This is a genomic window from Lactobacillus pasteurii DSM 23907 = CRBIP 24.76, from assembly GCF_000297025.1.
GTDB lineage: Bacteria > Bacillota > Bacilli > Lactobacillales > Lactobacillaceae > Lactobacillus > Lactobacillus pasteurii.
Genome location: NZ_CAKD01000013.1, coordinates 1 through 21,539 on the forward strand (window position 1 = coordinate 1; position 21,539 = coordinate 21,539).

The 21,539-nt window shown below is 38.9% G+C and carries 20 protein-coding genes and 1 pseudogene; 7 read left to right on the forward strand and 14 right to left on the reverse strand.

Features of this window, described 5'->3' with window-relative positions; genetic code table 11:
• The first annotated feature begins 141 nt into the window (after positions 1 to 141).
• Entirely contained in the window at positions 142 to 1,533 is a 1,392-nt protein-coding gene (locus BN53_RS02685; protein ID WP_009558959.1) for an IS4 family transposase, read from the forward strand.
• Between the two features lie 243 nt (positions 1,534 to 1,776).
• Here the strand turns inward: BN53_RS02685 and BN53_RS02690 are convergent, their stop codons facing one another.
• The 8 genes from BN53_RS02690 to BN53_RS02725 form a co-directional block, all read right to left on the reverse strand.
• Positions 1,777 to 2,331 carry an ECF transporter S component gene (locus BN53_RS02690; RefSeq protein WP_009559371.1) on the reverse strand — a complete coding sequence of 185 codons (555 nt, stop codon included), beginning with the start codon at positions 2,329 to 2,331 and terminating at the stop codon, positions 1,777 to 1,779.
• Entirely contained in the window at positions 2,328 to 3,152 is an 825-nt protein-coding gene (locus tag BN53_RS02695; RefSeq protein ID WP_133286394.1) for a PfkB family carbohydrate kinase, read from the reverse strand. The genes BN53_RS02690 and BN53_RS02695 overlap by 4 nt, the downstream gene beginning before the upstream one ends.
• Positions 3,153 to 3,157: 5 nt before the next feature.
• On the reverse strand, positions 3,158 to 4,015 hold the full coding sequence (locus BN53_RS02700; protein ID WP_009559373.1) for a metallophosphoesterase family protein: 858 nt from the start codon (positions 4,013 to 4,015) through the stop codon (positions 3,158 to 3,160).
• Between the two features lie 622 nt (positions 4,016 to 4,637).
• Complete coding sequence (locus BN53_RS09240) at positions 4,638 to 5,060, reverse strand: putative quinol monooxygenase (RefSeq protein WP_337466320.1); 423 nt, start codon at positions 5,058 to 5,060, stop codon at positions 4,638 to 4,640.
• A 209-nt stretch (positions 5,061 to 5,269) separates the two neighbouring features.
• The gene (locus BN53_RS02710; protein WP_133286395.1) at positions 5,270 to 7,711 is read right to left on the reverse strand and encodes a hypothetical protein; all 2,442 of its coding nucleotides are present in this window, start codon (positions 7,709 to 7,711) and stop codon (positions 5,270 to 5,272) included.
• Between the two features lie 233 nt (positions 7,712 to 7,944).
• Positions 7,945 to 8,424 (reverse strand): DUF7679 family protein, encoded by a 480-nt coding sequence (locus BN53_RS02715; protein WP_009559376.1) that lies wholly within the window; start codon positions 8,422 to 8,424, stop codon positions 7,945 to 7,947.
• 69 nt (positions 8,425 to 8,493) lie between these two features.
• Positions 8,494 to 9,255: an ABC transporter permease gene (locus BN53_RS02720; RefSeq protein ID WP_009559377.1), complete on the reverse strand. Its 762-nt coding sequence runs from the start codon at positions 9,253 to 9,255 to the stop codon at positions 8,494 to 8,496.
• Positions 9,252 to 9,890 carry an ABC transporter ATP-binding protein gene (locus BN53_RS02725; RefSeq protein ID WP_040537283.1) on the reverse strand — a complete coding sequence of 213 codons (639 nt, stop codon included), beginning with the start codon at positions 9,888 to 9,890 and terminating at the stop codon, positions 9,252 to 9,254. The genes BN53_RS02720 and BN53_RS02725 overlap by 4 nt, the downstream gene beginning before the upstream one ends.
• 184 nt (positions 9,891 to 10,074) lie before the next feature.
• On the opposite strand from BN53_RS02725, the gene BN53_RS02730 reads away from it, so the two are divergent.
• Entirely contained in the window at positions 10,075 to 11,502 is a 1,428-nt protein-coding gene (locus tag BN53_RS02730) for a 6-phospho-beta-glucosidase (RefSeq protein WP_009559379.1), read from the forward strand.
• A gap of 120 nt (positions 11,503 to 11,622) precedes the next feature.
• On the opposite strand, the pseudogene BN53_RS09700 reads toward BN53_RS02730, so the two are convergent.
• A pseudogene (locus BN53_RS09700) lies at positions 11,623 to 12,027 on the reverse strand (FAD-binding protein); the annotation flags it as partial.
• A complete protein-coding gene (locus BN53_RS10085) occupies positions 12,015 to 12,317 on the reverse strand; it encodes an FMN-binding protein (RefSeq protein ID WP_009559381.1) in 303 nt (100 codons plus the stop codon). The pseudogene BN53_RS09700 and the gene BN53_RS10085, both read right to left, overlap by 13 nt.
• 1,130 nt (positions 12,318 to 13,447) lie before the next feature.
• On the opposite strand from BN53_RS10085, the gene BN53_RS02740 reads away from it, so the two are divergent.
• Positions 13,448 to 14,539, forward strand: coding sequence for a DUF871 domain-containing protein (locus BN53_RS02740; RefSeq protein WP_009559382.1), 1,092 nt, complete (start codon positions 13,448 to 13,450; stop codon positions 14,537 to 14,539).
• 72 nt (positions 14,540 to 14,611) lie between these two features.
• Complete coding sequence (locus BN53_RS02745; RefSeq protein ID WP_009559383.1) at positions 14,612 to 15,373, forward strand: hypothetical protein; 762 nt, start codon at positions 14,612 to 14,614, stop codon at positions 15,371 to 15,373.
• Positions 15,374 to 15,427: 54 nt separating this feature from the next.
• Here BN53_RS02745 and BN53_RS02750 read toward each other — a convergent pair whose 3' ends face one another.
• On the reverse strand, positions 15,428 to 15,997 hold the full coding sequence (locus BN53_RS02750; RefSeq protein WP_009559384.1) for an NUDIX hydrolase: 570 nt from the start codon (positions 15,995 to 15,997) through the stop codon (positions 15,428 to 15,430).
• Positions 15,998 to 16,115: 118 nt separating this feature from the next.
• Positions 16,116 to 16,313, reverse strand: a complete 198-nt coding sequence (locus BN53_RS02755) for an LPXTG cell wall anchor domain-containing protein (RefSeq protein ID WP_009559385.1) — start codon at positions 16,311 to 16,313, stop codon at positions 16,116 to 16,118.
• A gap of 79 nt (positions 16,314 to 16,392) precedes the next feature.
• Here BN53_RS02755 and BN53_RS02760 point away from each other — a divergent pair, with 79 nt between their 5' ends.
• From BN53_RS02760 to BN53_RS02770, 3 genes are all read left to right on the forward strand, one after another.
• Positions 16,393 to 16,593, forward strand: coding sequence for a hypothetical protein (locus tag BN53_RS02760; RefSeq protein WP_009559386.1), 201 nt, complete (start codon positions 16,393 to 16,395; stop codon positions 16,591 to 16,593).
• 509 nt (positions 16,594 to 17,102) lie between these two features.
• A complete protein-coding gene (locus BN53_RS02765) occupies positions 17,103 to 18,167 on the forward strand; it encodes a PTS sugar transporter subunit IIC (protein WP_009559387.1) in 1,065 nt (354 codons plus the stop codon).
• Between the two features lie 16 nt (positions 18,168 to 18,183).
• A complete protein-coding gene (locus BN53_RS02770; RefSeq protein WP_009559388.1) occupies positions 18,184 to 19,107 on the forward strand; it encodes a 2-dehydropantoate 2-reductase in 924 nt (307 codons plus the stop codon).
• An 87-nt stretch (positions 19,108 to 19,194) separates the two neighbouring features.
• On the opposite strand, the gene BN53_RS02775 is transcribed toward BN53_RS02770, so the two are convergent.
• On the reverse strand, positions 19,195 to 20,382 hold the full coding sequence (locus tag BN53_RS02775; protein WP_009559389.1) for a diaminopropionate ammonia-lyase: 1,188 nt from the start codon (positions 20,380 to 20,382) through the stop codon (positions 19,195 to 19,197).
• Between the two features lie 118 nt (positions 20,383 to 20,500).
• A complete protein-coding gene (locus BN53_RS02780) occupies positions 20,501 to 21,508 on the reverse strand; it encodes an FMN-dependent dehydrogenase (protein ID WP_009559390.1) in 1,008 nt (335 codons plus the stop codon).
• Positions 21,509 to 21,539: the final 31 nt, after the last annotated feature.

Consider the following 21,539-nt stretch of genomic DNA (forward strand, 5'->3'; position numbering starts at 1 on the left):
ACTTAAACTTCCCACTTGCAAAAGTGGGCTTGTACCTTGAAAATTCAATAGTTTAGCCAATAAAAAAGCACAAGGCCTTTGTTCGCTTGATATAATTTAGTCAACCACAACATCATCAATATCAAACGAAAGGCTTGTGCTATGTCTAGTTTACCATCATTCGATACTGAAAATGAACCTAAAATCGCCCGTTCTGTTGAAAAGTTCTTCAAGGACTACAAAGTTATGGAGCTTCTCCGTAGATGTGGGCTCCGCAAGTCAAAAGGAATCCCTCTTTGGTCGATCCTTTCATACATCTTCAGTAATGTGTTTCGAGACAGAAGCATGTACATGCAACAGAAGTCTGGCAAGTGTACTGCTGGCTTCTCCAAAAACACCTACTATCGATTCATGCAGAACCCACATATCAACTGGCTCCGCTTCACTATTCTGCTAGCTGAGAAGATCGTCAATGGGCATCTGAAAGATCTGACCTCTGACCAACGTGCGGATTGCTTCGTCTTTGACGATTCGCTCTACTCCAGAACTGGATACAAGAAGACTGAGCTGGCTGCCAAAGTATTCGACCACGTTTCGATGACCTACAAGAAGGGCTTTCGGATGATGACCATGGGTTGGACTGATGGATCCTCCTTCGTCCCAATCGCTTCATCTCTCTTGTCCTCAAAGAATGATCAGAATGTCATCGGGACAACCAAGAAGATCGACAAGCGCACAATCGCGGCCAAAAGACGAATTATGGCCCAATCAAAGGGGACCGATGTAGTTATCCAGCTACTCGATCAAGCTTTGAAAGCAGGGCTTACTGCTAAGTACGTCATGTTTGACACTTGGTTCTCCAATCCTCATCAGATCGTCCAGATCAAGCAACGTGACCTAAACGTAATTGCCATGGTGAAGAAGAGTTCCAAGATCACATACGAGTTCGATGGTAAGCGGATGAACGTCAAGCAGATCTTCAGCGCATGCAAGAAGCGGCGAGGTCGTTCAAGATATCTCTTGTCCGTCCCTGTAAAGGTTGGAGATCCTGCCAAGGATGGTGCCCAGGTTGATGCCAGAATAGTCTGCGTAAGAAATCGCTCCAACCGCAAAGATTGGATCGCTCTTATTTGCACGGACATGATGATCGATGAAAATGAGATCATCAGAATTTACGGCAAAAGATGGGACATCGAAGTCTTCTTCAAGACCTGCAAGAGTTTCTTGAAACTTGGTACTGAATACCACGGCCTCTCATATGATGCATTGACTGCCCATACGGCTTTCGTCTTTCTGCGCTACATGTTCATGTCAGTTGAGAAGCGAGATGATGAAGATGATAGGACAATAGGCGAGCTCTTTTACTGCATGATAGACGAGCTTGCGGACATTACTTTCCATCACTCCCTTCAGATCCTGGTGGAAGCCATGTTCGAGAGCGTGAAAGAGATCTTCCAACTGACAGAAGAGCAGATGGAAAGGTTCACCAAAGCTTTCATTTCCCGCCTCCCGAAGTACATGCAAGAGGCTATATCGCCATCACTAGCAGCATAATTGAATATTTACTGGTTAAACTATTGAGTTTTCAAGGCTTCATAGTTCTTTTTGGTGTGGGAAGTTTAAGTAACATATAACAAGTAGATTTGCATTTTGAAAATTTTTAATATTGAATAACAAAAAACCAACTCATGTGAGTTGGTTAAAATTCTGAGTTTTTGGATATTATGTGTGTAACCCTCGAAGGGCTTGAGTCTATTCTAAGACTTTTTCGGTAGCAATGTAAACTAATATGCTCAACTAAATTCTTTTTAGAATTGCCTTTGAACCGTTCTTCAAAGCAAAATACAAGATCGGCGTACAAATTGCTGTTGAAATCGAATTGATCACCGTAGCAGGTAGACTAAGAAATGATGCAACTAAGGCTGTTTTTAAAACAGCTCCTACCATCAAGTCTTCAACAATCGACACCGCATAGGTGGTGAAAATCTTGGTTACTCCAGCAACAATGGCAATAATCATGATATTCTTCTTACTATCTTGATAGTGCATCCCCTTAAAAATTGCTGAAATCACGCTAGCTACTACAACCACTTCAAGCATCGTTAGCCAGCTGGTAGCCGCATAACCATTCAAAAGGTCAAATGTCCCAAGGCCGATTATTCCAGCCAGCATCCCATTACGATAACCTAAAAATAAAATCGCTACTGCCGTCAGCGTATTGCCAAAGTGGATAAATGGCCGGCCAACCATAGCTGGGATTGGAATTCTAAATACCCAAATGCCTAAATAAATGATTGCTGCAAACATGGCCGTAAAGACCATTGCTCTAAGCGAATTTTGCTCTTGTCTCATTTCACGCACTTCCCTTTCAATTCATCTATTAACCATGATAAGGCCTGACTGCAATCCGGACCTAATCTTGGGTCTTGTTTTTTGGTTGATTCAATTGCTCGCAAAATGAACTGGCTGGCAATTTGACTTGCCGACAAGAAATCCCGCTCATTTGACAAGGTTGCTAATAACGCACTAGCAAATAAATCACCGGTACCAAAATATGCTCGATCTATTCGTTTGACCTTTAGCTGAGTTATTTCTTGGTCATAGATCATCATGCCAATTTCTTGTTCATTTAACTCAATTCCAGTAATAACTGCCTGCTTTAAGCTAAATTTGGAAACCAGCTCTTCAATCAAATCAATCGCTTCTTCCATTGATTCAGCCTGCGACAAATCTTGATCAAGCAGCAATCTTGCCTCAGTTAAATTAGGAAGCAGAATATCAGCTAAACTAGCTAGACTTTTCATTTTTTCAACATAAGCTTGATCAAATCCGCGATACAACTTGCCATGATCAGCCATAGCCGGATCAAGCAAGAGTTGCTTTTTAGCTACGCTATTGGCATTTTTTAACCAAAAATCAATCGCTTGCTTGCCTAAATAACCTAAATAAACCGCATCAAAATTGAGTTCCAATTGCTTCCAGTGATCTAAAATCGGCCCCAGCTGCTGACTTAAATCTAGATAGGTATTATCAGGAAAACCCGTATGAGTTGAAAGCAAGGCAGTTGGCATTAAGGCTGGTCTAATGCCAGCAACTGTAAAAATTGGCAAAGCAGTCGCCATCGATACCTGTCCCCAGGCGGATAAATCTTCACTAATTAGTATATTTTTCAAAATCGTTAATTCTCCGGATTTGCTAATGTATTTTGGTAGTTATAAACCTTCACCAATTTTCCTTGGCTATTTAAGACAACCACATTGCCATCATTATGTGGATAGGCAAGTGGATCAGAATGCGACCCTCCATCAGTGAAAATTCGCGCAGGTTCACCTGGATATTGAATTTTCACAACTGGATTGAGCTCCGAGCTGCTTACCCTAGTGCCATCTTCATAACTGCCCAAAATATGAGCTGTGGGAGTATGGCCAGTTACGATCGTTTTGCCAGTTTTATTATGGGCAAAAATCTTCTTTATCGGATCACTATATAAGTAAGGCTCTCTAATCCAAATTCGATAAAAGTCATAGTCATATTGGTGGCGATGAACATCCAGCTTTTGAGCATAGGTTTCCGGCTTGTTGTAGAACTCATCTGGTCTAACTCCAGCATGCACAAAAATTATGTTGGGCGTTTCAAACATGATTGGCTTATCACTTAAAAATTGATAATACTTGCTCTGTCTGATCGCCTCAGGTTCAGCCAGCTCGCCAAACAATTGCAAAAGCGTTTTATCGCCTGAATTATAAAACCAAATTCCATCTTGATGTTCTACCTGATTTGCATAGTTAAGAAACATCTGTTCATGATTTCCGCACAAGATGACTGCTTTTTGCTTCATCAAATATTCCAAAACTTCCTTAACGTAAGCTCGGCCATCAACATAATCTCCTCCAGCAACAAGCAAGGCTGTAGGATAGTCTTTTTTAGCCCGTTCAATTAATTCCAAAGTCTCAAGATTGCCGTGAATATCGGAAACAAAAATATAATACGGAAAACTTTCATCAGTAATCAGAGTTCGATCGACAGTGCGATTCATTGCTATGCCCCCTTCGTCGAGTTAAAAGTTAGGCAAATATCATTTACTATACATTCTTTTTTAATATTATATCAAATAATTGCGCTCTAAGCGAATTTCACACTTCAAATGTCTTATTTAAAAAATTGGTCTTCACCAAAATAATTTTATCAAAAAACAAAGGGTTAGAGAAATCAGAATTCCCTAACCCTTCGAGCTATTTGATTTTAGCTGCAAAAATTGAACCACGATAGAGTATTTTATGCTTAATTTTTTTGTAAGCTACAGCTAAAATCAGCATAGCTCCTGCTAGTATCACTAGTTTTAGCTTATAATCAGTAGCACTAGCAGGAGTATGTATTTTACCCGTAGCCTAATTTCACGGAAAATTCTCGCCAGTGATATCAACTTCTTCAATATATATTATAGTATTACTTTTTTAGATTGACAAGATGTTATTTTTTAATGGGTTCGCACCAGGAGCGAGTTAGTTGTTATTTTTAAATTTTTTATATTATCTACAAAAAATAAAATAATAACAGTTTTGTTGATTTAAATTAAACTATTTTCAGAAATGCTTTTCTAAAACATCTCAAAATAGCGCGGTTGATGCATAGGCTAAAGCTTATGATAGATATTTACATTAGTCCAATTTTAAATCCGTTTGATAATATAACAGATCTATCCTTTGATGCGTTTTTTCTTTGCTGATTTTCAAGTTGAATTTTTTGTCGCTTTGATTTATGACAGAAAAATCACCAAAAAATTCTTCGCTTTGGTCTAAAAAATCCGCAAAATAATCCCCGCAGCAATAGCAGCACTTCGGCATTTTAAAACTGGCCTTTTCCAGCAAAATCTCGTTAGTAATGCAAGCTTGGCTTGTCTGATCTATTAACTGCTGACAACGCTTAAATTGTGGCGAATTAAGATGGATTTGATAAGCGGCTTGGTTTTGATATATTTCAAACAGATATTTCATACTTGGATCTTGTGTTTGACTTGCCAGCATCAAAGTTCCCGGTTCATTTTTAATCGAAACGCTCATATTTTCGATCACAGCCTTAATAAATTTAGCTTATCAGTGGCAATCGTCAGCTCAACTCAAATAGATTGCAGACAGGAGTTTCAGTTAGTTTCATTACTTTTCCTACTTTCTTTTTCTAGTTAACTTTATTGTAAAAAGAGAACTGCTAAATGTGTAATACCTATGTTTAATTGCTAGCCTTAGCTAAAGGTTATCGAAAAAAGATCAGCCCTAAAAGCTGATCTTTCGCGTTATATTTCTTCAATTAATTGAACAAAACTTGGTGCTAGTAACACTGCCTTGTTGGTAGTTTCATCATGAGCTGCGATAAAGCTTGGATTAGTGCGGTAAGCTAATTTAGCTAATTCCACTTGTGCCTGTTTGAGGCTAGTCCAATCATCAGCAAAATAACTGCCATTCGCTGTAATAATGCGTACTTTAGCTTGAACATTATTAGCAATTTCTACTTTATCTGCCTCTTGTTTGACTGCTGGCTTTTTGGCCACCTTGATGACAGTCTTTTCTGGTTTAGCAGCGGGCTTCTTTTCTTTATTTTCAACTGCTGGAGTTTGACCAAGTTCTCTGGCAGCCTTAGCAAGTTCTTCGACCTTGTCGCCGATCTTGGTCGTTGCTTCAAGTTTTGCTTGTTTGGCCTTTTCTAGCAAGTTAAGGCTCCGAACTTGTTTGGCTTTTTTGGCTTCCAATTTTTGTTCAAATTCCTCCTTGTTCTTCTTGAAATAATCTAGCAATAAGAAGTAAATTTCGGCACTAAAGCGCCAAGTGCCTTGATCGTTTAGCCAGATTCCTTCTTCTTGGCCACACTTTTGGGCAACTTCAGCTAAGTCTTTGCCAGTGAAGTCTAACTCTTGAACAGGAATGCCTTGTTGGCGCAATTTCTTCAAGGCAGAGCTTTCCGGCATGACTGCCTTAAGCGTCACGTATGATCTAAGCAAAGTCTTGCGCAATTTCTTATAGCTTGGTAAAGGAATTGCCTTAGCATCAAAGCTTGGCGCATGAACTTGGCCCTTCTTATCGACTAAATTCATCAAGACGTTGCTGCCGATGAAGACTTGTTCATTTGTAGCTAAATCTTCTTGCAAGTCCTTTGGACTCTTATATTCAACTTCCTTATTAGGGGCTTGTTCTTTGACTGCTTGATCTTGTAAATCGGCTTCAGGCTCTTCTTTTTCTTTGACTGGCTCAGCCACGCTTAAGGCTGGCTTTTCTACCGGAGCTGGTAAAGCCTTGGCTGGCTCTTTGATTTCTTCTTCGACTTCTTCAAGTTCATCTTCTGAAATAAAGCGACTTAAGTCTAAGACTACCTCATTGTCGACATAAGTTTCTTCTCCAACAGTGTAAACATTGCGGTCAGGATCTAATAGCAACTTGTTAGCCATGTCTTCTTGCTTAATCAGTTGATGACTATAAAGCAAACCATCTATGCAGCTTCGAATTTCCGATCTATTTTGATTATGGTCATAAGCCCAAGCCAAATATTTCATTAAAATTGGCCGAGCAGTGAAATGAATCTGTCGATCTTTGAATAAATAATAACCCAGGAGCAATTCTTTATCAGCTGGCAAAGTCTCAGTTTGCGGATAATTGCTAAAAGTTACATCCTCAACATCAGCTAGCTTTTCCAGATCCTCACTGTCTCTTTTGGCCTTAAAGCGCAAATGAACGCCATCAAATTGATCTTTTCTTACAATTAAGTCAACTGGCAAATCAATTTTTTGGCTAGAAGAAACTAGCGCTGACAAGCGATATCCATTGGTAATCCAAATATTCTTAAGCTCGTACTCTAGCTTATATTCGCCATTTCGAATCACTGGACGAATGTCCTTAATGCCAGCTGCATAATTTCTCCGGCGCTTGTCGATAATTTGATAATTCTTTTTTGCTTCAAGATTGGTCTCTAGACGCTCAAAGTATTTATCATAGCGTGCAGGTTGGTAGCGAACATCTACATGTCCGCGGAGCTCATCAAAGCTCTTAAAGTTGTCATTGACGTTATCTGTTATGAGCAGATTATCGTTAACCTTATCGGTTATATTTGAACTATTTTGCAATTCTAAGGACCAGTCATCGCCGCGATCATAATCAGAAATAATTCTCTGAACTAAATCTGCTCCTTTGGTATATTTGACAGGTACGCCGATAGCGGTAATGACAGTTGATCCTAAGCCATACTTGCCATGGCCATATTCTTTAACCAAACTAAAACCTTGAATAACATCCCCAATGGAAACTTTCTGCTTATGTTCAATTGGCGGAATAGCCATCATCCGAATATTAGCTACTTGTAGCCACAAGTGATAATCGATCGGTCTACCGGTATGAAAGACCTGTTGATCAATTCCACCAAATTCAACTTTATCAATTAAAATATCACCCACCGGCTTCTTGCTGGCATTTGGCGTTGTTACGTGACTAATAATCCCCTGCCACATTACTGGTCGATCAACTTCAAAATATGGCTTTAGTCTTATGTGATCTGAATATTCATATTCCTGCTCATTCCTCAACTTGGTTAATGTCTTAATCCTAAATATATTGAGCGTACCATTCTTCTTAGCCTTATCTAGTGGCTCTTTCAACTGACAAAACGGGATCTGTGAGCCATCTATCTGATCAAGTGGATCATTCTTCTTGCGCTCATGAATCAGATGCTTCAACTTTTTTTTGTCCATCACTATCCTACCCTTCTATTTAAAAAATAATCTGTTTTTTTGTTTAGTTTTTATATTTACCTATCTCCATTATGAACTATTTTATTAATTCTGTCTTAAAAAAATCAAAAAACTGCAGTTCCAATATGTCAAACATCAGAAACTGCAGCTGTAAGATTTGTATGTATAAAAAAAGTAATTTAATTTAGGAAAATCCCCTATCTCAATTTTAGGCTAAAATGCCCTTTTTGTACAAATTATTGGCTCTTTTTGGTCGCTTTTTTTGCAATCTTTTTCAAATTCCAGCGAATGCGCCGAATCTGTCTTTGCTTTTTTCGAATTTGTGTTCGTTTCAATTCATTATGCCAATATCTTAAAGCAACCCAAATGGCAAAACGATTGTAGCTCAAATAATCGTGCTTCAAATAATTATAGGCACCGCGAAAGTCTAACAAGTGTTCAGGCGTGACGAATTGATTTCTCGTCCAATTGCTTCCGCGATGGCTTGAAATATTGATTTTCTTAACTTTTCCAACCGTTAATGGTGCATGACCATTGATATACTCTCTAGTCGAAACAGTAATGTAATTCCCAATCATGGTATTTTTCCATTCCCGATTCGTCTGACTCTCCAAAAATAGCGCCTGGCGCAAGACCTTGCTGACGCAGTACCATTTTTGCTCGCCATTAGGGAATTCTATCAGGAACCAAATATACCGTCTATGCTGTCTTGTCAATCTATCCTAAGCCCCTTTAAATTTATCTTTTTCTATTTTACCAAACTATTTATGCTTAGGGATAGTCATCTAGAAATCTAGTTGCTTGCGATCATTGAAGTAGTTGCGATAAGCCAAGTAACAAGAAATAACTGCACCTAGACTAGTGGCCGATAGCAACATGAAAGTAATAATTATCTGATATTTAATCGCATTGATTGGGTTCACCCCGGCAAAAATTAGTCCTGACATCATTCCCGGCAAGTTAACCAAGCCAACAGTCTTAGCTGAATCAATCGTTGGCTGCATAGCTGTTTTGATGCTGCGACGCAAAATTGGCAAGCAGGCTGTTTTTACATCTGCACCTAAAGCAAGACGTTCTAAGACTTGCTGCTGCAAATCGTGGAAACTATTGTTCAAGGCCCGGTAACACAGCCCGCAAGCCACCATTTCATTGCCAGCAATCATCCCGGTAATTGGAATAATCTGCACCGGCGTCCATTTGATCGTTCCTGTCACCAGCAGCAACCCTAAAGTCGTATAAGTCCCAACTAGCAAGGCAACAATTGAATTCCACAATTTCCGCTTAGGATTAGGGTCTCTTTTGCTGGCATTCCAAGATGCATTAAAAATGATCACCAAAGTTGCCAAAAAAGTGAGCAAAATGTTGTCGACATGCAAAATAAATTTCAAAACATAACCAACAGCAATTAACTGCACAATTGCTCTAGCTACGCTGATTAAGGTATCTTTAGCTAGTCCCAGCTTTTCTTTGCTGGAGATAGCAATTGATACCAGCACTAAGGCAAAGGCGAGAACTAGGGATAAATTGCTGACATTCAAATCGCTCATTTTACTCTACTTCCTTTTTTGATTTCGATAATCTGACTAGCCAAATCAATCTCGGCTGGATCATGCGTTACTTCCAAGATAGTGGTTCCAGCTTTGTGATAATCTGAGATCAACTGGTGCACAATAGATTTGCTTTGCTCATCAAGGCCAGTAGTAACTTCATCTAAAAGCAAGACCTCTGGCTTAAAGATCAGATTTCTAATTAAGGCTACTCTTTGCTTTTCACCACCTGACAAAGTGGTGATTTTCTTATCGAGATATGATTTGTCCAAATCTACTTTCCATAAAAGTTCAGTAATTTCATCTTCGCTTGGCGCTTGTTTGCGCAATTCATAGGGAAAGTGCAGATTGTCTTTGACCGTTTCGCCAAAAAGACTCGGCTGCTGAAAGCAATAGGAAACGTGTCGACGATACTCAACGGGATCTAGATCGTTGATGTTTTGATTTTTGAAAAAAATCTCCCCTGAACTCGGTGAAATTAAATCAGCAATCAACTTCAAAATCGTACTCTTGCCACTGCCTGAATGGCCAGTAATGGTGAGTCGGCTTCCCCGCCTTACTTTGAGCGAAATATCTGAGAGGATTTTTTTATCTTCTACTTGATAATAAATATGCTTTAATTCTAGAATATCCATTCGTCCCACGCTTTCTATCTCATTTCACCATATATTATGCATCAAATGCTTATCCTTAACAGTTAATTTTTCGTAAAACTAGTTTTTCACCCAAAAAGAAAATCAAGAAAGCCCTTTATTTTTTTAAATTCTTCGCTATAATAAAAGTATATACTTTTGAAATTAAAAATATGAGGTTTTGGAAATGAACAAGACATTTAACGATAAATTCCTTTGGGGTGGTGCTGTAGCAGCCCACCAATTCGAAGGCGGATACAAAGAAGGCGGAAAAGGACTATCAATTGCTGACTTCATGACTTTGGGCAGCCACGAAACTCCTAGAGAATTGACTGACACAATCGAAGCAGGCAAGTATTATCCAAACCACAAGGCCAGCGACTTCTATCACCACTATAAAGAAGACATCAAGTTGATGGCTGAAATGGGCTTCAAGGCATTTAGAACTTCAATTGCTTGGACTAGAATTTTTCCAAATGGCGATGAAACTCAACCTAATGAAGCAGGACTTGAATTCTACGACAAGGTCTTTGATGAATTATTGAGGTATGGAATCGAACCAGTCGTTACCCTTTCCCACTTCGAAATGCCAATTCACCTAGTTAAGGAATACGGTGGCTGGTCTAACCGCAAATTGATTGATTTCTTTGCCCGCTATGCTCATGTTTGCTTTGAACGCTTCCACACTAAGGTTAAGTACTGGATGACTTTCAACGAAATCAACAACCAAACTGACTACTCTAGCGACTTGCTCGTATACGAAAACTCTGGTATCAAGTTTAAGCCTGGCGACAATAAAGAAGAATTGATGTACCAAGCAGCTCACTATGAATTAGTTGCTAGTGCTCAAGCAGTGCAAATCGGCCATGCAATCGACCCTAGCTTGAAGATTGGTTGTATGATTGCCTTTTGCCCAATTTACCCAGCATCATCACGTCCAGAAGATATTCTCTTCACGCAAAAAGCAATGGATACTCGCTACTACTTCGGCGATGTTCATGTTAACGGCGAATATCCTACTTGGATGAAGCCATATTTTGAAGAAAAGGGCATCAACTTGGATATTACTCCTGAAGACTTGGCAATTCTTAAGAATGGTACAGTCGACTACATTGCCTTTTCTTACTACATGTCATTTATGGCAAAATACACTGACCATATGGACTACCGCGAATATGAAGATTTGTTCCCTAACCCATACGTTAAGGCAAACGATTGGGGTTGGCAAATCGACCCAGTTGGTTTGCGCTACTCAATGAACTGGATGCAAACTCGTTGGCACAAGCCAATGTTCATCGTTGAAAATGGGCTTGGTGCATACGACAAGATGACTGACGACCACAAAATTCACGATAGTTACCGAATTGAATATTTAAGAAACCACATTAGCGAAATGAAGAAGGCTGTTGTAGAAGATGGCGCAGACCTAATCGGCTACTTGCCATGGGGATGCATTGATCTAGTAGCTGCAAGTACTGGCGAAATGAAGAAGCGCTACGGTTTTGTTTATGTTGATGCCGACGACTATGGCCAAGGATCAATGAAGCGGTACCCAAAGGACTCCTTCTACTGGTACCAAAAGGTCATCAAATCTAATGGTGCAGATTTAGACTAATAAATTTATCAACTGCCTCATGCAGGAAGATCATTTGATTTTCCTGCATTTTTTTGTAAAAAAAGAACCAGCTATTCAATTGAATAACTAGTTCTCTAAGTAAATTATGGCAGAATGGTCTTATTTTAAGTTACAGTTATCAGCTGCTTCGGTTCCAGCTACAAAGCCAGATGCATAACTCCATGAGTTCATCATACTTGGCATTGAGTCATGACCGTTAGCACCACCAATAATTTCGCCGGCAGCATAGAAGCTGTCAATTGGCGTAAAGTCGCTATCGACTAATTGCATTTGTGCAGTAGTTTCATAGCCACCCAAAGTCGTACAGAAGCGCAATTTTTGTTCAATTACATAGTAAGTGTCACCTTCATAAGCGTGCAAGAACTTAGGATCGCGACCAAATTCTTCATCTTTGCCCATTTTAACGGCTTGATCATAATTCTTCATGGTCTTAGTCAATTCTTCAGCATCAATACCGGCCTTTTGTGCAACAGTTTGCAAGTCGCCTTTGACTAAATAACTGCTACATCGACATCAAGATCAAGTTTCTGATGCTCTTTTGCTTCTAAAGCTAATTTTCCAGCATCAAGCATCCCCTTAGTCATTAAGGATGCACCAGAAATTGCATCAACTTCAAAAGATTGTGCTTCAAGAATATTATTCTTCAATTTGTCAAAAACTTGGTTGAAGATGGCTGGAGTTTCTGAACTCTTAGTTACTTGCACATCTTCAATTTTGTCACCGTTAAGATTGATTTCAAATTCAATTTCGCCATTGCGTCCTTGAGATTTTACCTTTAAAGTTTCGTCAGTCATTTTATTTATCCTTTCTGAGGAATTTTTAAATCGCTTTCAGTATAGATTGATTCAATTCAGAAAAAAATAAATAAAATTAGATAAATTAATAGATCATATCTATTAATTGTGCTTATTAATTAAAATTTGACTATTTTATTTTTGTAAACACCTTTATGGCGCTATTAGTAGCCATTCGTGAAAAATAATAACAATTTCACAAGCTTTTTTTGTACTATTATATATATTAAATGTTACAATAATTAATAGATAAAGGCGATGTTTCTATTTTGTAATTAAAAGTCAGCATATAGATAAAAATATATATTTTTCACCAATGTAATCGAAATCACTATCCTAGTAACTGTAACTATTTTTCATGATACAACTAAAATTATATTTATTGAAAAATAGTTTTTTCTTCAATAGATCTCCAACATGATTTGAGGAAAATATTCTAAGTTCGATCAGTATTGAACATAAAATTAGAATGAACTAGTCGGAATTTTTATCCGTAACAGACAATGTACAATTTACTCTCTGCCTTTATCTAACGAATAACTACCTGTTCTTTATACTTTCTCTTTTATCTTTCCCAGGTGGTTATTTGATTCTTATAAATTCGATCAAGCCTACTTCATGCGAGTAATCAAAGTATATCTCTAGACTTTCTTTTATTTTTGCTAACTAGGCTTTTTAGACAACTCATCCACCTAACTAAAGCCAATTCTTGCATCAAAGCTCCAACACGATGCAAGTCTCCACTCCAACAGTTAGCTTTGCTTAGACCGTTATTCTAAACATTTACAGTAGACAAAATCATGTAAAAGAATTTCCTTATTCTTAAACTATTCAACACAACACTAGTATTTCACAATACGATTCCACTACAATAGTTAGATTACCAAGTGTTGTGGGTTATGATCGAATCGCTCCACTAATCAAAAGTAAAGGCATTAGACTATCCGTATTTATTCCAGCTCATCAATACTTAAATTGATGAGCTTTTTCGTTTGGAAAAATATATTCCAACTACGATATTACAATATTTTAACCGATAAGCTGCTAATGGTCTATACCTATTATTGAAATTGATTGCGTTTTCTTGTAACATTTTATAATAAAAGCGTTTTCTTATAGGAGGTATTATTATGACAATGAGGCACTTGGGTCTATCCATTTACCCTGATCACAGCAATATGGAAGAAGATAAAAAATATCTAGAACTCGGTCACAAATACGGCTTCAAGCGAATCTTTATGAGCATGTTGGAGATTTCTGATAATAGCGAAGATACACTGGAAAAATATCGCGAGATTATCCAATACGGCAATAAACTCGGCTATGAAACTTTCATCGACCTGGCACCACAGATTTTTACCAAATTAGGCATTTCTTACCAAGACTTAAAGATCTTCCATGACCTAGGCGCAACTGGTTTGAGATTAGATGAGGCCTTTGATGGCGAAACCGAAGCCATGATGACGTACAATCCATATGGCTTGATTATCGAATTGAACATGAGCAACAATGTTGATTATTTGAACAACATTTTGTCCTATCAAGCAAGCACACCATTTATCTATGGCTGCCACAACTTCTACCCACAAAAAGGCACGGGCCTTCCATATGACTTCTTTATTGAGTGTAGCAAACGCTTCAAACATTTTGGCATTCATTCAGCGGCCTTTGTTTCAAGTCAAGTGGGCAAGATGGGCCCTTGGAATGTAACCGATGGCTTGCCTACGCTTGAACAATGTCGCAGTCTGCCAATTTCTGTTCAAGCTAAATTGCTTTGGGCAACTGGCCTAATCGATGACGTAATTATCGGCAATGCCTACGCTAGTGAAGATGAACTTAAAGCCTTGTCGGAAGTCAACCCTTACCAACTAGAGCTAGAAGTTGAAGCAGTTTCGGAAATTAATGAGGTTGAAAGAACTATTGTTAATGTTCCTCAGCACTTCCGCCGAGGTGACATGACCAGCGCAGTAGTCCGCTCAACTATGCCACGAGTAACTTACCATGATGAGGCAAACCCAGCTCATGATAACCAAGCCGAATTTGCTTACGGGGATGTAGTAGTTGGCAACGATGATTTTGGTGTTTATAAAAACGAACTTCAAATTGTCCTTGAACCCCACTCTGATACCCGCAAAAATAAGGTCGGAACAATTAGAAAAGATGAACAGTTCTTACTTGATTTCATCAAGCCTTGGACCAAGTTTAAGTTAGTCTGCAAATAAATTACTTTTAAAACCGATTTGAAAGCGCTAAAGTTAAAGTAGGATATATTTTCGAATCGGAGGGATTTTTTCATGAGCAGAATTACACTTTCATTGTTTAACGCTAAAGACGAAATCATCAAGACCAGTTCTAACGATTATGATGCCTACTTTGGCATAAGCGATGTATATGAAGATGGTGGTTATTTTCAAATTGAAGTGGACCGTGCGCCATCTTATGTGATTGTTCAAATCGACTCAGCTTTAGCGCCAGCTTTGATCTACATGAGAGATCGCACCTGGCGCTATCCGATCCCAAAATCTAGAGATGTATACCATCTTGGAGCTTTTGTAGCTCCAAATTACGCCAAGGCACGCTTTGCTAATCCCGAAGAGATTGCTATGCATCAAAACTTAGCTTTGAATTCTCATGACCAACTTAATAACTTCAACGCCTACCCTCACGCTAGCAGCAAAAGCGATGATGAAAGCAAATTGCTAACTTGTGCCAAAAATGCCATCGATGGCTATCTGGACAATCGTGGACATGGACTTTTCCCATTTCAAGCTTGTGAGACTAGCGACGAGCAAGATCAAATTAAAGTTGATTTTGGTAGAGAGGTATTGCTTGATGGAATCGGAGTTATTTTAAAAGCAGATACTGATGACTACTTAAGACGGGCTACCGCCTGCTTCTCCGATGGCAGCAAGCAAGTGTTAAACTTTAAGCCTACCGATCAAAAACAACAATTTGCAGTTACTCCGATTCCAACTAGTTTTATTGTTTTGACTGACTTACAAGGCCCAGTCGCAATAACTCAACTAGAGGCTTACGGTATCAACATTTTGAGATAAATTTACACATACAAAAAGGTTTTGTGGTGAGTCACAAAACCTTTTTAGTTTGCTTTAAAATTCAGCTGCTTTTTGGATCAACTTTTGGTAAATCCATTTGTAAAACCACGGCTCATTAATCTTGTTCGGCAAATCCTTAAGATCAATCCAAGCGATGGCACTATTTTCGTCAGGTTTAATTCTAATTGGCAAAGCAGGATCCGCCTCAATTAGATAAGTAACATTTAAATGCAAGTGCGAAGATACATATTCTCCGCGCTTAATGTGCCCATCAACCGTTAAAATTTCCAATGAAAAAATATCATCGGAGACAAACTTGAAGTCTTCCAGTCCACTTTCTTCAGTAATTTCCTTGCTGATGACATGTTTGAAATCAGGATCACCATCAACATGGCCGCCAAGCCAGGCAAACGACTGATAAATATTATGATAAGCCATCAACACCTTTTGTCGATCAGGACTGACGATCCAGGCTGAAGCTGTAAAGTGAGCATTGCGGTTATTTCTAGTTAGCAAATCTTGGACATGATCGATTTGCCAGAGCAATTCTTGTTGATCATGTTCTTCTTGTTCATTGAAGGGATGGTAATTTGCGATTTGGTCGCGGATTTTCTCATTTGTCATTGCTTGCACCTACTTCCGTTAATCTTACTATTTACTCAAAAAGCTACTACAAGTGAATTGATTTAGCAAGGAAAAGAAAAAACGCATCATTCTGATTAGAATAATACGTTTTCTAAGATTATCTTTGCTTCTTCTTAGCTACAAGTAACATAGCTGCGCCAAGGATCATGATCATTGAACCGATCAATGCAAGTGAAGTTAATGCTTCACCAGTTTGTGGCAATGATGATTTTTCCTTCTTGTCAGTTGAAACCTTTGTAGATGAGTTTGGCTTCAACTTCTTTGAAGTTTCCTTGGTAGAAGTTTTAATTATCATCTTTTGGGTTGATTTAGTTTGTTTCTTGTTCTTCTTCTTTGATTTAGAAGGAACAAATGTTTGATGTTGAACTTCAGTAGTGATTTCGTCGCCTTTAGGTGGAACTACTGCTTGTAACGAAGGTTTAGAAAATTCTTGCTTGTTATCGCTTGGAACAACAATATCTTCTGTTGTAGTTGTAGTTTCATCCTTTGGCGGAACTACTGCTGGAACATTCGGCTTATTCGGAACTACCGGTTTATCTGGTGTCTTTGGAATGAAACTTTTTGATAAAGCTTAACTTTCAAAAGTTGCCTCCTAAAATTACACACATTTATCTTCGCTAATTTCTTAGCATATTCAAAAACTCCAAAAATGCATATTGTTAACATTTCTTACAATTCATGCATAGAAACGTCAAAAATACATAAACGAAATACTATCAAACATTTGTTTATAAGTAAACAAATTCTTCGGTATAGTCCAATTTCAGAAAGCGTTTTCTTTTGCTTTGTACAAGCAAAACCGTGATATAAAAGTATTCAAATATTTTTGAAAACGGTTGTAAAATTAGCTAGGCAGTCAAACAGCCTATATCAAATTTTGTGATAAAATCACCAATTGACGCAATGTCAACAAATCACCTTTAACTTAAATAGTCATATTCGATAAAAGTATAGATCTATTTTTATTGAGAATATAGATCTTTTTTGAAAATTTAGGCTTCATATTTGAATTTTGAAACCGCTTTTATTAGAATGTAATTGATAAATAAATCACAATTTTTAATTTGAATCGAGGGGGATTTATATGAGTGATGCTCCTGCTAAAGAAACAGTTGGTTCTTTCACCTTAAAGATATTAAATGGGGCCACTATCGCGATTGTTGTTGCGCTAATTCCAAATGCAATTTTAGCAACATTTTTCACACCATTTGCTGATAAGGCGCTGATTGCAAACTGGCTTCACATTGTGCAAGTGTTCCAGTTCTTTACACCAATCATGGCTGGTTTTATCATTGCTATGCAATTTAAGATGAACCCGGTTCAGTCTGCTTCAATCGCTGGGGCGACCTATATTGGTTCAGGTGCATGGAAGTACATTACAGCTACTGTTGCAGGCAAAGAAACTAACCTATTCCAATTAGCTGGAATCGGTGACGTAATCAACACCATGCTAACAGCTGCTTTGGCAGTTTTGGCTGTGCAGCGGATTGGCAATAAACTTGGTTCCCTAAACTTAGTTTTAATGCCAATTATTATCGGATTTGGAATTGGCTGGATTGGTACTTTAACCTTGCCCTACGTATCGTTAATTACCTTCTATCTTGGAAAAGGAATCAACTCCTTCACTACCTTGCAGCCAATATTGATGAGTATCTTGATTGCAATGTCATTTTCAATCATTATCATCAGTCCGGTTTCAACTGTTGCCATTGGTCTAGCTATCGGTTTGACCGGAACTGCTTCAGCGGCTGCTGGTATGGGCGTTGCTTGTGCAGCTGCCTTTCTGGTCTTTGCCACTAGAAAAGTCAACAAGGCTGGTGTGCCTGTTGCAATTGCATTAGGCGCAATGAAGATGATGATGCCAAACTTCTTGACTCACCCAATTATTGGCGTGCCTGTCGCAATTACCGCTGCCATCAGTTCGCTAACTGTTCCACTATTTCACATGGTAGGTACTCCGGCTTCTGCTGGTTTTGGTCTAGTAGGTCTGGTTTCACCATTAGCTGCTCTTAACTCTGGCAGCATCAACGTTTGGATTATGCTTTTGGCCTGGATCGTCATTCCATTTGCAGTTGGATTCATCGTTGATAAGGTAATGTGCGATATGCTCCACATTTACTCAAGAGATATCTTTGTATTTAAGGATTAACTAGGAGGAAATATTTATGTTCATTTACATTGCAGGTTCAGGTGCTATGGGTTGCCGTTTTGGCTACCAACTATTTAAGGCAGGCAACAAGGTTGTTTTGCTCGACAAGTGGGAAGACCATATTCAAGCCATTAAGAAAAATGGTCTAACTATTACTGGCGACAAAGAAGATAATGTCAAAATTCCAATCATGCATCCCGAAGAAGCGACTGAACCAGCTGATTTGATTATTTTGTTCACTAAGGCCATGCAATTGCCAGCCATGCTCAAAGACATTGAACAAGTTATCGGCGAAAATACCAAGGTGCTTTGCCTATTAAATGGTTTAGGTCACGAAGATGTCATCAAGCAATACATCCCTGAAAAAAATATTCTGATGGGTGTAACTGTTTGGACTGCTGGCTTGCAAGGTCCTGGCGTAGCAATTCTTAAGGCAACTGGTTCAGTCAACTTGCAATCAATCGATCCAAATGGCGAAAAAGAAGCCGAAAAGATCGTTGATGTCCTTAACCAAGCCGGCTTAAACGTAACCTACGACAAGGATGTTGTACCTTCAATCTGGCGCAAAGCTTGCGTTAACGGCACAATGAACTCAACTTGTGCGCTTGAAGATTGCACAATCGGCGAATTCTTTGCCAGCGAAGATGCGCTCAAGGTTGTTCACACGATTATTCACGAATTCGTTGAAGTGGGCCAGGCAACTGGCGTTACGCTTGATGAAAAAGCAATCACCGACTATGTAATGCACACAGCAGAAGTAGCCGCTGAGCACTACCCTTCAATGCATCAAGATTTGGTGCAAAATCACCGCTTAACCGAAATTGATTACATCAATGGTGCAGTAGCTAGAAAAGGTGATGAATTAGGCATCCCTACTCCTTACTGCCACATGATCACTGAACTAGTTCATGCCAAGGAGCACGTTTTAGGTATTAGATAATTTTTATTGAAATTGTACAATCATACACCAAAAAGGAACAATCGGCTTTTTAGCCAATTGTTCCTTTTTCTTATAGCTTTTATGCTATTAATCTTTTAACCAGCGCTTGTCAGTTACTACTTCTTGATAGTTATCTGGATCAGTATCGCCTTCAGTGCTCAAAACAATGATTCTTGAGTTTTCATCGATGCCTAATTCCTTGCGCTTGTCTGCAAGTTCTGGATTAGACAAGACTTCATAAATATAAGCAAAACCAGCTGCACCAGATTCACCTGAAACTACCTTTGGATCGTCTGCTAATGGATGAGCCAAGACTGACATTCCTTGTGCATCTACATCTTCGCTTAAAGTACCATAAAACTTAGCGCTATCGCGCAAAATTGGCCAAGCAGCAATACTTGGAGTCTGACAGTTAAGTCCGGCCATCATTGTCTTAGTGTGACCTTCAAGATTATGACGCTCTCCATCGCCGATTTCGGCAGACAAGTAGAAGCAAGCAACTGTTTCTGGTTCAACCACTGTAATAACCGGTAACTCTTCTGGAGCCATTCTCTCCTCAAGACCTAAGACAATTCCAGCAGCTAGTGAACCAACGCCAGCTTGCAAGAAAATATGAGTAGGCTTGTCTTCCATTTGGTACAAAAATTCATCAACAATCAAGCCATAACCCTTGATAATCCAACCAGGAATCTTTTCATAACCTTCCCAAGCAGTATCTTGAATCATGATGCCATTTGGATCAGCTTGACACATTTGTTCAACTTCTTTAACGGTATTGTCATAGTTTTTATCAGTAATTTCAACATCAGTATTTTGAATCTTGCGAATATGTTCAACTCTGATTTGCTTTGAGCCTTTTGGCATTCTGATTACTGCCTTAGTCCCTAACACGCTAGCTGACCAAGCAATTCCACGTCCATGGTTACCATCAGTAGCGGAGTAGAACGTTAACTTTTGGGCAACTTCCTTAACTTCTGGCTTCATTAAATCATCGTAGGTCAAATTATCAGTATCTAAGCCTGCTTTTTCGGCAATGCACATGCCCATTGCATATAAACCACCAGCACCTTTAAAAGAATTTATGCCAAAGCGACTGCTTTCGTCCTTAACAGCTAATTCTTTTACGCCAAGCTTCTTAGCTAAATTTTTCATTTCCTTCAATTCAGTTGGCTTATAAAAGGGAACTGACTTGAAATAGCGCTCAACTTTATGATCATCGCTCAACTTAGGTGCTTTAAAAGCAAATGGTGATTTTAATTGTTTGATTGTTTTCATCGTAACTTCTCCTATAAAAAACGATTATATACAATACGTTAAGTTTAACACCAATTTATAACTAACTGAACCCTAAAAGTAAAAATAGCCACTTTTTAAAGCGGTTACTTTATTGCTATCATTGAATATGTAATACTGATGAGTCGAATGATTTTGTATCTTTAACGTTAGTATACATCATCAACTCACTTAGCTCTTGGTTCATCTGCTCGATTTTTTCGATTACTGCATTTTCGCCACTATCTAACAGCTCTGACAAAATACCGCGACCAATCAAAACAGCATCAGCACCCATTGCAAGTGCCTTATAAGCGTCATAGCCTGACATTAAGGAGCCATCAACAAAAATTTTGATTCCTGATCCGGCCAAAGCTTCGATAATCTCAGGCAAAACTTGCAATGGTGGAACACCAAATGGCAAACGGCCGTGGTGGTGTGAGACGACGATTGCGCTAACACCAGCTTTTTTAGCCTTGAGCGCATCAAAGACAGACAACACTCCTTTAGCGACAAAAGGAATGTCGACGCTAGCAACATATTTTGCCAAATCTTCCTGAGTGATCGGACCAAGCTTAATCCCATCAACCACATCATAATTGCCATCCGTACCCGGAACATGGTCAATATCAATACCGACTGCTACTGCACCGAGCTTTTGTGCAAATTGCAATTCATCAATAATCCGGTCATGATCAGCAAAAGGCTTGACGATTCTAACGCTTGGACCAGCTTCACGAGTAATGCGCTCATAATCTTGATCGCTTTCCATTCCGATCCAGTTCAAGATATTGGCTCTCTTAGCAGCCATAGTTTTTTCATGCATTGGACTGCGACCACTATCTTGATAAATCTTGTCAAGATGAGAAATAGCAGCCAAAGTCAATGGCGAGCTAAATTTATGGCCGAAGATTTCTGTTGTTAAATCTGGCTTAACTGCATCGATTACGCGCATTTCAACCAAAATATTGTCCAAATATGCCCGATTATGGACATTAGCATCCTCTGCTTGGCCACTAGTCACAGGAATCATCCCTTTAGGACCAGGCCAAGGACTTTTTGTTGCTTCGCTTTTATGTCCAGATGCAGCTGAACTTGCATCAGAAATAGCATCTAACTTTTCGTTCATATAATCACCTCATCCCTATTTTCGCATAATT